16 protein-coding genes and 1 tRNA gene are annotated in these 13,060 nt (G+C 67.1%); 4 read left to right on the forward strand and 13 right to left on the reverse strand.

Annotation, left to right across the window (positions count from 1 at the left end; genetic code table 11):
- Positions 1-3 precede the first annotated feature (3 nt).
- A complete protein-coding gene (locus tag AB0O89_RS02115) occupies positions 4-156 on the reverse strand; it encodes an acetyl-CoA carboxylase biotin carboxyl carrier protein subunit (protein WP_300591305.1) in 153 nt (50 codons plus the stop codon).
- Here AB0O89_RS02115 and AB0O89_RS02120 point away from each other — a divergent pair.
- Entirely contained in the window at positions 107-286 is a 180-nt protein-coding gene (locus AB0O89_RS02120; RefSeq protein WP_363494146.1) for a hypothetical protein, read from the forward strand. The genes AB0O89_RS02115 and AB0O89_RS02120 overlap by 50 nt on opposite strands.
- Positions 286-657, forward strand: a complete 372-nt coding sequence (locus AB0O89_RS02125) for an HtaA domain-containing protein (RefSeq protein WP_363493785.1) — start codon at positions 286-288, stop codon at positions 655-657. The genes AB0O89_RS02120 and AB0O89_RS02125 overlap by 1 nt, the downstream gene beginning before the upstream one ends.
- Positions 658-708: 51 nt before the next feature.
- Here the strand turns inward: AB0O89_RS02125 and AB0O89_RS02130 are convergent, their stop codons facing one another.
- The 7 genes from AB0O89_RS02130 to AB0O89_RS02160 form a co-directional block, all read right to left on the reverse strand.
- Positions 709-1,305 (reverse strand): DUF305 domain-containing protein, encoded by a 597-nt coding sequence (locus tag AB0O89_RS02130; protein ID WP_363493787.1) that lies wholly within the window; start codon positions 1,303-1,305, stop codon positions 709-711.
- Between the two features lie 105 nt (positions 1,306-1,410).
- Positions 1,411-1,866: a DUF6153 family protein gene (locus AB0O89_RS02135; protein ID WP_363493789.1), complete on the reverse strand. Its 456-nt coding sequence runs from the start codon at positions 1,864-1,866 to the stop codon at positions 1,411-1,413.
- Between the two features lie 262 nt (positions 1,867-2,128).
- Positions 2,129-3,070: a hypothetical protein gene (locus tag AB0O89_RS02140; RefSeq protein ID WP_331792431.1), complete on the reverse strand. Its 942-nt coding sequence runs from the start codon at positions 3,068-3,070 to the stop codon at positions 2,129-2,131.
- Positions 3,071-3,407: 337 nt separating this feature from the next.
- Positions 3,408-4,628, reverse strand: coding sequence for an MFS transporter (locus AB0O89_RS02145; RefSeq protein WP_292707796.1), 1,221 nt, complete (start codon positions 4,626-4,628; stop codon positions 3,408-3,410).
- 170 nt (positions 4,629-4,798) lie between these two features.
- Positions 4,799-5,221, reverse strand: a complete 423-nt coding sequence (locus tag AB0O89_RS02150) for an organic hydroperoxide resistance protein (RefSeq protein WP_292707794.1) — start codon at positions 5,219-5,221, stop codon at positions 4,799-4,801.
- 80 nt (positions 5,222-5,301) lie between these two features.
- Positions 5,302-5,721: a MarR family transcriptional regulator gene (locus AB0O89_RS02155; protein WP_363494129.1), complete on the reverse strand. Its 420-nt coding sequence runs from the start codon at positions 5,719-5,721 to the stop codon at positions 5,302-5,304.
- A 97-nt stretch (positions 5,722-5,818) separates the two neighbouring features.
- Positions 5,819-7,657: a DUF2207 domain-containing protein gene (locus AB0O89_RS02160; RefSeq protein WP_363493792.1), complete on the reverse strand. Its 1,839-nt coding sequence runs from the start codon at positions 7,655-7,657 to the stop codon at positions 5,819-5,821.
- A gap of 43 nt (positions 7,658-7,700) precedes the next feature.
- Between AB0O89_RS02160 and AB0O89_RS02165 the strand changes: the two genes are divergently transcribed.
- Positions 7,701-8,144, forward strand: a complete 444-nt coding sequence (locus tag AB0O89_RS02165; protein ID WP_363493794.1) for a MarR family transcriptional regulator — start codon at positions 7,701-7,703, stop codon at positions 8,142-8,144.
- A gap of 28 nt (positions 8,145-8,172) precedes the next feature.
- Here the strand turns inward: AB0O89_RS02165 and AB0O89_RS02170 are convergent, their stop codons facing one another.
- From AB0O89_RS02170 to AB0O89_RS02185, 4 genes are all read right to left on the reverse strand, one after another.
- Positions 8,173-9,204, reverse strand: a complete 1,032-nt coding sequence (locus AB0O89_RS02170) for a DUF2804 domain-containing protein (RefSeq protein WP_363493796.1) — start codon at positions 9,202-9,204, stop codon at positions 8,173-8,175.
- A 100-nt stretch (positions 9,205-9,304) separates the two neighbouring features.
- On the reverse strand, positions 9,305-9,766 hold the full coding sequence (locus AB0O89_RS02175; protein ID WP_363493798.1) for an Hsp20/alpha crystallin family protein: 462 nt from the start codon (positions 9,764-9,766) through the stop codon (positions 9,305-9,307).
- A 159-nt stretch (positions 9,767-9,925) separates the two neighbouring features.
- The gene (locus AB0O89_RS02180) at positions 9,926-11,092 is read right to left on the reverse strand and encodes an acyl-CoA dehydrogenase family protein (RefSeq protein ID WP_363494131.1); all 1,167 of its coding nucleotides are present in this window, start codon (positions 11,090-11,092) and stop codon (positions 9,926-9,928) included.
- Positions 11,085-11,822, reverse strand: coding sequence for a CoA transferase (locus tag AB0O89_RS02185; protein ID WP_331791859.1), 738 nt, complete (start codon positions 11,820-11,822; stop codon positions 11,085-11,087). The genes AB0O89_RS02180 and AB0O89_RS02185 overlap by 8 nt, the downstream gene beginning before the upstream one ends.
- 89 nt (positions 11,823-11,911) lie before the next feature.
- Here AB0O89_RS02185 and AB0O89_RS02190 point away from each other — a divergent pair, with 89 nt between their 5' ends.
- On the forward strand, positions 11,912-12,904 hold the full coding sequence (locus AB0O89_RS02190) for a formylglycine-generating enzyme family protein (protein WP_292707778.1): 993 nt from the start codon (positions 11,912-11,914) through the stop codon (positions 12,902-12,904).
- 59 nt (positions 12,905-12,963) lie between these two features.
- On the opposite strand, the gene AB0O89_RS02195 is transcribed toward AB0O89_RS02190, so the two are convergent.
- A tRNA-Arg gene (locus AB0O89_RS02195) sits at positions 12,964-13,036 on the reverse strand.
- Positions 13,037-13,060: the final 24 nt, after the last annotated feature.

Consider the following 13,060-nt stretch of genomic DNA (forward strand, 5'->3'; position numbering starts at 1 on the left):
AGCTCACGCCTCGAACCGCGCGAGGACCTGACCGAACTGCACCTGCGCGCCATCCTGCGCCTCGAACGCCGCGATCGTGCCGGCGGCGCCTGCCACGACCGGGTTCATGAGCTTCATGATCTCGATGATCCCGATGGTGGTGTCGGCTTCGACCACATCTCCGGGCTCGACGAAAGGCGGCGCACCCGGCGCCGGCCGCCACGACTCCGGCCTCGGCGTGGAGTACGGGATCGAGGGCCTGCACGCCTACCTCACCTACCAGTCAGTGCATCGGCGGGTGCGCTGATGACGGCGCTGCGGTGGGGCATCAAGAAGAGCCTGCACGAGTACGTGCGCTCCGCCGAGGGCTCGATCGAGGTCGCTGACGGAGCGTGGCTGGATGGCGACGAGGTGATCTTTCCGGCGGATGACGCCGTCGAGGGCGCCTTCAACGGCTCCATCCGCTTCCTCGCCCACGGCGGAATGATGGACTGGCGCCTGGCAGCCCCGCACCTCGAAGACGGCGGCTCGATTGTCACAATCGGCGGCCGCCGCGGCGCGCGCGTGCAGTTTGCGTCAGTCGAAGCCGGTGAGGTGAGTCTGACGCTGGACGGCGCCATCCTGCTCGGCAACTTCTACGCCCCCGGCACAGCCCTAGACCCCCTCCGCGTGGAGTGACGCGGAGGGGGTCCTTCCAGAGCGAGGGCTCTCCGCTCTCAGCTCAGGCCGTCAGAACTCTGCAAGGAGGGTCCGCATGGTCGCGATCTCGGCAGTCTGAGCGATGATGATCGCCTCCGCGAGCTCCCTCACGTCGGGGCTGGATCCGCTGTCGAGTTCGTCCTGGGCCATCTCGATGGCCCCCTCATGGTGAACGATCATCTGCTCGAGGAACAGGCGCGATGCGTCAGGGCCGGAGGCCGCCGCCAGTGTCGACATGTCGTCGTCGCTCATCATTCCGTTGTCGTGGCCCATGCCTGCCATCCCGCCGGCGCCGGGCATCTCCGCACCCCACGCCGTCAGCCAGCCCTCCATCGTGTCGATTTCGGGCTGCTGCGCGGCCTTGATGTTCTCTGCCAGCTCGCGCACGTCGGCATCGACCCCATCCTTGGCGAGGAGGGTGTCCGACATCTCGATGGCCTGCGCATGATGCGGGATCATCATCTGCACGAACATCACGTCCGTGGCATTGAACGCGAAAGCGGAAGCTGACGCGGAGGAAGGGGCGGTGCTGGCGCCCGGGCCGGAGCCGGTCACTGAAGCGCAGCCGGTGACGGCCAGAGCGAGGCTCAGCGCGATAGCGGTACTTGTTGCAGGACGATTCTTCATGATTGTCATCAGGGGTCTCCAAGGAGTGGGTCGTGAATGGCACCGGCCGGGGCCCGGCGGGTGTGCGGGGAAGAGCCGGGCGCAGGATTATCCGGCTCTCGCATTTCACGTACGACTGATGCAGAGAGAGATGAGCGACGGGGCACGGGGAGGGAGCGTCAGAACGCCCCTGGCGGAGCTCGTCGGCCGCGGGAGAACCGACAGCCACCGCAGACGGGGACCAGACCACCTCAACAGCAGCGCCGTCACGAGCAGGGCGAGTACGCACGCCATGGCGAGCATCCCGGAGTGGCCACCCGCGGCGCAGTCCTCGCACGATGCGTCAGTGACAACGTGCGCCGTGTGGTCGCCCGGTACGGCAGTCAGTGCGTCGTGGTGACTGTGCGTATGAGGGGTCCTCACTGTCGAGGCGAGGAGATGCCCCCCGGCTGTCGGCGCGTTCAACGCGTGCATGGCGAGAAGTCCGATGATGACAGCCGCGGTGACGCCGACGACCAGAAGCAGCGTCCCCGCTACCGAATTCCCGCCTCGCACACGACGTGCCAGCGCGATCAGCGACATGCGACCTCCCGCCCTCATGGTACGACTCCCGAAAAGTGGGTGCGCTGTGCGCCATCCACGCACAGATCAGTGGAGCCCGAGACGAATCACAAAAAGATAACGGTGAGGTCTTCCCCTCCGTTACCTCACCGTTATAGAGTGCTTGCACGGTAGTTGTTTTGCTGTGGCAGCTACCGGCATGTGATTGCAGGACACTCTTGGTGCAAGGGACAAGGGCCGGTCGGAAGCCTCTCCGACCGGCCCTTACTTGTACCCTCGCGGCTCAGTACCAGCCGGTTGACTGGGAGTGGCTCCACGCGTTGCACGGCGACCCGTAGCGTCCGGCGATGTAGCCAAGGCCCCAGCGCACCTGCGTGACTGCATTGGACGCCCAGTCGCCACCGGCAGAGCTCATCTTGCTGGCGGGGAGCGCCTGCGGAATACCCCCTGCACCACTCGAGGAGTTGTAGGCGGCATAGTTCCAGCCGGACTCTTTGTTCCACAGCGCCACGAGGCACGAGAACTCACCGTCGCCCCAGCCGTACTGCGACGCCATGATGTCGCGGGCAGCAGCCTGCGCCGCACCCGGGGAGTTATCGCCCGTGGACGCCACGGGCCCGGAAACGGCCGGCGCTGCCGCGGCCGCTGCGCGCGCAGCCTCCTCAGCTGCAACGCGCGCGGCTTCTTCAGCCGCGGCCTTGGCTGCAGCTTCCTCGGCAGCCCGGCGGGCTTCCTCAGCTGCGACTGCAGCGGCCAGTCGCTCGCGCAGCCCGTCAATCTTGGCCTGCGTGTCGGCAACGGCATCCGTGACCGCTGAGGTGAGCGAGGGCAGCAGCACGATCGGCAGAAGATCCAGTCCATCCAAATCGGCGGTTGCCGCTTCCACAGCCGACACCGAGACAGTAGTGGGGGCATCGACCGTCAGCCCGGATGCCGCGACCTCCCCATTCAGAGCAGTGGCATCCGCCGCAACGGTCGCCGCGGCAGCAAGTGCGGCTTTGGCATCAGAGGTGAGCGACTCGACGGAGGAGGCGTCAGTTTGGATGGATGCCGGAATCGGCGGTGCTTCGCTCCGCGCGGTGGGGACGGTCGCGAGAGCCGGCGTCTGTGCGAAGGCGGCAGTCGATGAGACCCCCAGCAGCAGGGTGAGCCCCATCGCGGCTGCGGTCAGAGCACGAGCGCGGGGACGGGAAACGAGGGGAGTTGACGATGAACGTTGACGCACGAATTCAGTGGCTTCCTGTTCGGAGAATCAAGCGGGCAGCACCAGTGGGCCCGGAAAAGCGTGCCTCGGGCGGCACACAAGTGTCCGAGTCTGGGTGCTCTTCCTGAACGAAACCTCCACGAATCCTGACCGGATCATGCGCTGGCTATGAATCACAAAAAGATAACGGTGAGGTCTTCCCTTCCGTTACCTCACCGTTATAGAGTGCTTGCACGGTAGTTGTTTTGCTGTGGCAGCTACCGACATGTGATTGCAGGACACTCTTGGTGCAAGGGACAAGGGCCGGTCGGAAGCCTCTCCGACCGGCCCTTACTTGTACCCGAACAACGCCTCGGCGTCATCGCCGCTCGCGACCGAGGACCCCTGCGACACCGCCGAGCAGGGCGAGCAGAACGGATGCCGCCACGACGAGGCTGAAAGCGGCTGCGGCACCCCCGATCGCCGCACCAGCACCGCCGACTGCGGTACCGATACCGACGCCCAAGACCACACCACTGCCGGTGAGCGTCATGAGAACGCCCGCCCGAGTGCGTTCGGCGATGGATCCCGCGACGCTATAGAGCGTAAGAAGTGCCGGCCCCTGGAAGGCGCCCGCGAAGACCGCGAACATCAGAAGGATGGGCACGGTCGGGGCTAGGGTCATCCCGATGCCCCCGAGAGCCATGCCGACGGCTGCGCCGATCCATCGCATCCAGGGGCCGATGGATGACGGCAGCGCGACCATCGCCATCGTCGTGACAGCCGACCCGATGGCCATGACGGCGTAGAACAGCGCACCCGCGTCCGGCACCCCCTGCGTGCGTGCGAACGCCGTGAGACCCGCCTGGCTCGCGCCGAAGAACACCCCCATCGCGAGCATCCCCGCCAGAACGAGAGCCGCCATTGCCGAACGCGCACGTCCACCCTCAGCGGCAGCGACGACGTCGGCATCCGTCGTCGGCTCCCGGCGCGGCACCAGCGCGGCACTGCGGTGAAGCGCGAACTGTGTCACGAACACCGCGATCAACGCTGCGGCCGCCAGGAGCGAGAGCTGCGGCGACAGCACGACGGCAACGATGCCGACCAGCGCCGGACCGATGATGTAGACGACCTCGTCGACGACGCCCTCGAACGCGAAGGCTGCCGAGACGTCATCGCGCGACATGGCGAGCCACCGGACCCGCGAGAGGGGTCCGACCTGTGGCAGGGAAAGGCCCGCGAGGCCGGCGAGCGCGACAGCCAACCCGTCGGGCACGTGCCCGACGGCGAGGACGAATGCCACGACGGATGCGACATTGGTCACGACGCCGATCAGGAGCACGCGGCGCTGGCCCCATCGATCAGAGAGGGCACCGCCGACGGGCGCTCCGACCGCCTCGCCGAGCGCCGTCGCGGCGGCGGCCACTCCGCCGACCGCGATGGAGCCGGTCGCCGATGTCGCGAGGGTGAGTATGGCAAGCGGGACCATCGACACCGGCAGGCGCCCGAGCGACGTCGCAATGAGATAGCCCCAGCCAGCGAGAGAGGGCAGGGCGCGGTAGGCGGCGAGGGCAGAACGCCCCGACGACGGATCAGTCACAGACGGAATCGCTTTCCGACGCATCCCCCGACCCGGATGGCGTCGCCCGCCCGCTGATGAACTGTTGTGGCACGGACTCTATCAGCGGCAGATCTCGCCCAGTGAGCAGCGTGAACGGCAGGGGCCGGTCGGATGCCTCTCCGCCGGCCCTGTCGTTCGTCTGCTCGAGGTCAGTCCTCGACGACGCGGACGATGACCTCGATGTTGCCTCGGGTCGCGTTGGAGTAGGGGCAGACGAGGTGTGCGGCGTCAGCCAGCGCCTGCGCCTGATCGGCCGCAACGTCCGGGATGACGACCTCGAGCTCGACAGCCAGGCCGAACCCTCCGTCACCGTTGGGTCCGATACCCACGCGGGCACCGACGCTGGTGTCGTGGAGCTGCACCTTCTCGCGGCGCGCGACACTCAACAGCGCGCTGTGGAAACAGGCGGCGTACCCCGCGGCGAACAGCAGCTCGGGGTTGAGCGCGCCGCCCGCGCCACCCATCTCTTTCGGCACGCGCACGTCGGCATCCAGCAAACCGTCGATCGTCGCCACGTGACCGTTGCGGCCGTCGCCGGTGGCCAGGGCTTCAGCGGTGTACAGGGTTTCCATGGGGTTCTCCTTCTGATGGGGATTCGTGGCTGCTCGCGGGCACGCGTGATCGCAATCACCCCAGCGGCGAGTCGGAAGCGTCAGACGTGCGAAGCGCTGTCGGCCTGGATGCTGGCCGTGTACGCCCGCACCTCCGATGCCAGGGATTGCGCCATGTCGAGTGGTATGCCCATGCACCGCGCGATCTCACCGGGCACATGGGCGAGCTCTGCCCGGAGGGCTGAGCCGCGATCGGTGAGCCGAATCGTCACGACGCGAGCATCCTCGCTGGAGCGCGCACGCGCGACGAATCCGAGAGCCTCCAGGCGGCTCAGGAGGGGCGAGAGCGTGCCGGAGTCGAGGACCAGGTCATCGCCGAGTTCCGTGACGGTGCGCGGCTCCCTCTCCCAGAGCTCCACGAGCACGAGGTACTGCGGGTAGGTGAGTCCCCACGGCTTGAGGGTGCGGCGATAGGCCTGCGTCGTGACGCGATGTGCCGCGTAGAGCGAGAAGCACAGCATCCGGTCGAGTGCACGCTCTGGGGAGTTCTCTTTCGCCGTCACAGAGAAAGAATTGCACACAATTTAGTCGTGCACAACTTAATTCGGATGCCGCACCCTAGACCCCACCACCGCCACCACCACCGCCACCACCACCGGCGCTTCCGCCACCGCTGGAGCCACCCGAGGTGGACGACGTCGTCGTGGTCGACAGGGTCGAGATCCCCGAAGAGAAGGCAGCAGCGTTGAATCCCGCCGTGCCGACATACCAGCCGGGAACGCCGGTCTGGTCGTAGAGCACGGCGAGGTGCTCGGCCCATTCCTCTTCCTGGCCGAACACCACGGCGTAGGGCAGCAGCGTCTCGTAGATCCGCAGCATCTGGCGGGGGTTCGCGGGATCCACACGCGCACCGCTGTGGTCGAGCGCGATCCGCTCGGCGCCCTGCGGCGACTGCAGCATTCGGATCCGGTCGGCCTCGGCCCACTCGATGAAGACCTGCAGGCCCTTCAGGTGATCGCGGGTCTCGGCACCGGCGGCCGTGAGCGGCTTCCGAGACACCAGGCCGGCGACCACGAAGAACATCACGAAAGCCACGATCATCAGGAGCACAGGGATGGTGGCATCGACGAAGGCTCCGAGCGCCTGGAACCCGAGCGCGATCGTCAGAATGCCGAACACGATGGCCCCGAGCGTCGGCCAGAACCGTAGGCCGCTGGGAACACGGCGTCGAAGCCCGCGCGTGTCGAGTTCTCGCTCCGCCGCCTTGATGATGCGGCGCGCGGCCGACGAGAGTCGTGTGTCGCTCGACCCGAACTCGTACTCGTCTCCGGGCGCCATGGTGGGGAACAGCCCCTGCAGCAACAGGAGTCCGTCGCCGTCGGCGCGGGCCGGATCCAGCAGCACCGCCTTGAGCTTCAGACCACCGAAGAGCTTGCGGCCGGCTTCCTCGATCCGGATGCTGCCGACCACCGCCTGCTCGAGCACCTCGGCGGGGATCGCCTTCGTCGTCTTGCCGAGCAGTACCGCGCTCTCAAGCGCATCGATCCGCGGCGGCGGCGCGTACTCGGCGATGATCGTCGGCCGGCCGGGCTCGTCGCGCAGCATCCTGACCCGGAACATGATCGCCCACACGAGCGACCCGATGACGCCGAGAAAGGCGAGAGCCTGCAGCCACCCGAACGGCGAGGCGAGGTAGGAGCTGTCGAACGACGTGAAGGTGTCGGGATCAAAGGCGACGGAGATCGTCATCGTCTCGTACGAGTGCAGGTCAGTGGCGGATGCCGTGACTGTCACCCCGCCGTCGGCATCCGTCGTCGAGGCGATCGAGCACTGGTCGGTAGCGCCTGCAGCACCGACGTAGCAGGACTGCGCCCCCGTGAGGGCGGCGGCAAGTTCGGTCGGAACGTGCAGCGTCGCCGAGACCGACCCAAAGGGCTGAACCCAGTCGACACCGTTGACGTTCCAGTACAGCTCATCCACCCCGGTGTCATCGAAGAAGCGGGCGACGTTCTCGAGCGTGTACGTAAAGACGTAGGTCTGCGCACCGTGGACGTAGTCGTCAGCGCGCGAGGTCATCGCGTAAGCGCCGTCCTCGCTCACGACCTCGGCAGGCCTCGGGTTCCCGTCGGCGTCGGTGATCGAAACGAGCTGGGGGTGCAGCGGTGCGCCCAGGTACGAGTCGGGCAGGATGCGGCGCATCCCCCGGTTCTGGTCGTACTCGGGGAAGATCGCGACGAACGTCTCGACGACGGTCATCGTGCTGGTGCCGTCTTCGGCGCGGCCGAGCGTGTAGTCGGCATCCAGGCTCTCGAAAACGAAGTCGTCGACGTCGGTGGACACCGCCGCGGCTTCATCACCGAACGACACACTCACCGAGCACGCGACGATCGCGACCAGCGCGATGGCGAGCGTCGCGACGGTGCCGACGGTGCGCCGCATCAGGATCCGGGCTGACATGAGATCAGCCTACGGGCGCCGCCGTGGTCGTACTCTGGTGTGCATGACGGACCGGCAACTGGCGATCGACGCATGGGAGAGCCTGTTTCGCGCGCAACACGAAGTGCTCGCCCAGATCAGCGGCGACTTCGTGGTCGGCGAGCTGACGCAGGGTGAGTATGACGTCCTGCTCACCGTCACCCGGGCGCCCGGGATGTCGGCACGCCTGCGGGATGTGACGTCAAACATGCTGATCAGCCAGCCGAGCGTCTCGCGGCTCGTCGACCGCATGGTCGCCTCGGGGCTGCTGACAAAGTGCTCAGATCCTGACGATGGCCGCGGGGCAGTGGTCACCGCAACAGATCGGGGGGCGAGCCTGTTCCGCAAGGTCGCCTCGGCCCACGGCAGGGCCATCGCAGAACGGATGTCGACCCTGAGCGACATCGAACTCGAGCAGCTCCGCACGCTGACCGCCAAGCTCCGTCAGCCGCGCCCATCAGACTGCTGACGCCAGCATCCGGGCCCGAGGTGGTCTGCTACCACCGGTTGTGGACGTGCTCGGCCCATCCCTCGATGCCCTCGAACGGGATGACCTCGCCGTTCGCCATCGTGAAGGTTCCTGACCACACGCCGAAGCACTGGTCGGTCGCCGCCGCAATGATGCCGAGGTTCGTTCGCGCAACACGGTCATAGAAGGGGACGAATCGCGCGTCCAGACCGCCGCCGCACACCGACCACGGGCTCAGAAAGTCTGCCTGGTCGTAGTCCCACGTCACGTCGTCGTGGATCTTGTGCATCCGTCCATCGACGAAGAACGCGTTCTCGGTGGCGCCGGTGCCGTCGGTCCACTTTCCGCCGACCTGGATCCCGATCACGCTGCCCCGGTAGCGGCCAGACCCCGCACCCCAGTTCCAGGTGATGTCGTAGGGCCATCGCCCGCGACCGTGGTCGAGCACCGCCCACGACTCCCCCGCCGGCAGGTCGTAGACCTCGCCGTCGATGGCGATCGTGCCGGTCGCGCAACGCGCGACATCCTTGACCGTGTACTGAAATCGACGGTCGGTCCACGGCACAACGACGGCGAGACATTCGTGTCCGGCAGGCTTCTCAGCGAAAACAGCGATGGACGCGCGGGGGACCTCGACGCGCATCCGGACGCCGCCTGTCTCCTCGGTGATCTCGATCCGAAGATCCTTGGCGCGTGCCGTAACGGGTCCCTGTCCCAGCGAACCGGGCAGGCTCACGCCGCGTGCGGGGACGACAGTGGCCGCGCGATGGACAGCCTCGTTCGACTCACGATCGAACACCCAGACCTCGTGCACCGCAGCGTAGTCGATGGACGACACCGTGACGCCCACGATGTATCGCGGCGTCATGATGTTCCAGTACTCCCACCGCTTGTTCCGCCCCCAGGACCGTCGCGGCCCGATCCCGTCAGTCCGGATGAGTGGGGAGCGTGCCCAGCCGACCGCGGCGGGGTTCAGGCGCCCATCGGGAAGGGTGAGTTCGACCGGAGCCGTGATCTCACTGCGAGAGTCTTGTCTGGAAAAACGAGTCGTCGTCCACACGCACTCCAGCCTAGAGGCGGGGGACTATTCATCCCGCCGCACGCGCGAGCACGCAGAAGCCCCCGGTCCGTTCTCGGGCCGGGGGCTTCCGGAGAGAAGGTCAGGCGCTGGCGCCGGCCTCCTGGATCTCGCTGTGGGACTCGTCGACGGTGATCGTTGCCGGGGCCTCGGTCGCGATGTCGATCTTGCGCGGCTTGGCCTTGGGGCTCACCGGAATCGTGACCGTCAGCACACCATGCGCGTAGCTGGCCGCGATGCCCTCGGTGTCGATCCCCTGGCCGAGGCTCAGCTGACGCAGGAAGCTGCCGGCCTCACGCTCGCGCGTGATCCACTTCACGCCCTCCTGCGAGGTGAGCGTACGCTCGGCGCGAATCGTGAGCAGCTGGCCGTCGACATCCACGTCGACCGAGCCGGGGTCGATCCCCGGAAGGTCGGCGGAGAGCACGTAGTGGTCGCCATCACGGTAGAGGTCCATCGGCATCTGACGCGGTCCGCGCCGGTTGCCGTCGAAAAGTGCGTTCGCGAATCGCTCCATGTCGCGGAGCGGGTCATAGTTTGCCATCTCGTCTCCTTTGCGAGCGGGGCCGGATGCGGCATCCGACCGAGTTCTAGAAGTTGAGTCGCCGCGACTCAACTGATCTCAGATTAGCACTCTCGACATACGAGTGCCAGATATCCGAGCGCACGAGAGGCTCGCTGTCGGCGAACAGAAGCCGAGCGCTCAGCGGAAAGCGGGGATGCCGGTGATCGCCTGGCCGAGGACGAGCGTGTGCATCTCGACAGTGCCCTCGTACGTCAGAACCGATTCGAGGTTCGCGGCGTGACGGATGACGGGGTACTCGAGCGAGATTCCATTTGCGCCGAGGATCGTGCGGGCGGTGCGGCAGATCTCGAGCGCCTCGCGCACGTTGTTGAGTTTGCCCAGGCTCACCTGCTGCGGGGTCAGCTCGCCGGCATCCTTGCGCCGCCCGAGGTGGAGCGCGAGCAGCAGTCCTTTCTCATACTCGACGACGGCGTCGACGAGCTTCTGCTGCGTGAGTTGGAACGCGGCGATCGGTTTGCCGAACTGCATCCGCTCCCCGGCGTAGGTCAGCGCAGCGGTCAGCGCCGACCGCGCAGCGCCGAGCGCGCCCCAGGTGATGCCATACCGCGCCTCGTTGAGGCAGCTGAGTGGGCCGCGAAGCCCGACCACCTCGGGCAGCACGGCATCCGCGGGCAGGCGCACCGCATCGAGCACGAGCTCGGAGGTCACCGACGCCCGAAGCGACAGCTTGTGGCGGATCTGGGGCGCGGAAAACCCCGTCGCGTCCGTTGGGACGACAAACCCACGGATGCCGCCGTCGGTCTGCGCCCAGACGACAGCGACATCGGCAACCGACCCGTTCGTGATCCACATCTTGCGACCCTCGAGCACCCAATCATCGCCATCGCGGCGGGCTCGCGTTCGCATGCTCGCAGGGTCTGAGCCGGCATCCGGTTCGGTCAGGCCGAAGCATCCGATCAGCTCACCGGCAGCCATCCCGGGAAGCCACCGCTGCTTCTGCTCCTCACTCCCCCAGCGCCAGATCGCGTACATGGCCAGCGACCCCTGCACCGAGACGAGCGAACGGATGCCGGAATCAGCGGCTTCGAGCTCGAGGCACGCGAGGCCGTACTCGGTGGCCGACATTCCGGCACACCCGTAGCCCTCGAGGTGCATGCCGAGTACCCCCAGCTGCCCGAGGTCGTTCGCGAGCCCGCGCAGATCGTCGATCTCGCCGCGCTCGAACCAGTCCGCCACGAACGGGCTCACGCGCCGTTCGACGAACGCGCGCACGGCGTCGCGGGTTGCGCGCTCGTCGTCGCTGAGCAGAGCATCGATGCCGGCGATGTCGATCACGTCATCCATGGTTGCCACGGGTCTCTCCTTCGGACTGGCCACCCGCGTGACCGATCGGATCGGGGCCGGCAGCAAGCCACCGACGGATCTCGTCGCCATGCTCGTCGAGCCGCGGCGGGCGCACGTACCGGCCGATCGGCGTCCGCTCGAACCGCAGCGGAGACCTGATCTGGTCGATGCCACCGTCGACCGGAACCCGGGGGTCGAGACCAAGACGTTCGGCCAAGACGAAACCGTCGGCGACGCTGCCGATCGTGCCCGCCGGCACACCGACATCCATCAGTCGCGCCGCCCATGATGCCGCGGTGTCGGCCCGCAGCCGAGCTTCGAGGGCCACCGCCAGTTCATCCCGGTGGGCGACGCGCTGCGCATTGGTGGCGAAGCGGGCATCACCGGCAAGGTCGGGGTCACCGACGGTCTCGCACAGCCGCGCGAACTGCGCGTCGTTTCCCACGGCTAGCGCAAGCACCCCCTCGCCGGTGTCGAGCGCCTCGTACGGCGCGATCGATGGATGCCGATTGCCGAGCGAGCGCTTTCCCCGATTTGCCGACTCGAAGTACGACGAGGAGTTGCCCGTCCATGGCGGACCCCACTGCCGAGTGTCGTCGCCCGATGCGGCGCGCTCCACCTTGATCACGTCGGCACCGAGGTCGGCGAGCGTGGATGCCGCCAGCGGACCTGCGAGCACGCGACTGAGGTCGGCGACGACGACACCGTCCAGGGGCATCGGACCAGGCATCCGCTTCCTCGCTCTTCCCGGTGAAAGTGAGACAACCCTATCGAGCGTGCGCGTTTGCTTGCCGCAGTAGCCTGCTGGAGGAGGATCGCATGGACACCGACTCAGAACCCGCGGGCGGATGTGGACCCGAGTGCGCGTGCGGCGCACCGGGACGATCGCAGTTCCTGACCCTCGGCACGGCACCGGTCACCGCCTCCGCGATCCCCTCCGCCTCGGGTTCGCGTCACCGCATCCCCCAGGCGCAGATCCCCGCGGGCAGCTTCGTGATGGGCGATTCGTCGGGCGACGCCAATCTCGGCGATGGTGAGACCCCGCGCCACGAGGTCTCGATCAGCGCGTTCGAGATCGACACGACGAGCGTCACGAACGACGATTTCGCGCGATTCGTCGATGACACCGGCTATCTCACGGAAGCCGAAACCTTCGGGTTCTCCGCCGTCTTCCACCTGGCGCTGCAGGCTCCCGAGAGCGACATCATGGGGCAGCCCACCGCAACCCCCTGGTGGTTCGGAGTTCGTGGGGCCGACTGGCGGCATCCGGGCGGCGCGAATTCGTCGGTCGACGAGCTCGGCGATCACCCCGTCGTCCACGTCTCCTGGAACGACGCGATGGCATACTGCGCGTGGGCGGGGAGGCGTCTACCCACCGAAGCGGAGTGGGAGTATGCGGCCCGCGGCGGCCTCGACGGGAAGAAGTACCCGTGGGGTGATGAGGAGCCGGAAGCCGGCGGCACGTGGCGCGTCAATATCTGGCAGGGTCAGTTCCCCCGCGTCAACACGCTCGAGGACGGCTTCCTCACGACGGCTCCGGTGCGCACCTTCGACCCGAACGGCTACGGACTGTGGCAGCCCGTAGGCAATGTCTGGGAGTGGTGTGCGGATTGGTTCGACCCCGGCTACTACGCACGCTCGACGGACGCCGATCCCCGCGGTCCCGATCGCGGTAGCTCCCGCATCCTGCGCGGCGGTAGCTACCTCTGTCACATCTCGTACTGCAACCGCTATCGCAATTCCGCCCGGTCGCAGAACACCCCCGACTCGTCGATGGGTAACGCAGGCTTTCGCACGGTGAGCGCGAGCTGAAACGAAAAAGGTCCCCGAGCCATAGGGCTCAGGGACCTCATCACTGTCTCAACACAGTGCGCGCCCGGAGGGACTCGAACCCCCAACCTTCTGATCCGTAGTCAGATGCTCTATCCATTGAGCTACGGGCGCATGGTCCGCGCGCTTCTGCGAGCA

The sequence above is a fragment of the Microbacterium sp. NPDC076895 genome, assembly GCF_040687115.1.
Taxonomy (GTDB): domain Bacteria; phylum Actinomycetota; class Actinomycetes; order Actinomycetales; family Microbacteriaceae; genus Microbacterium.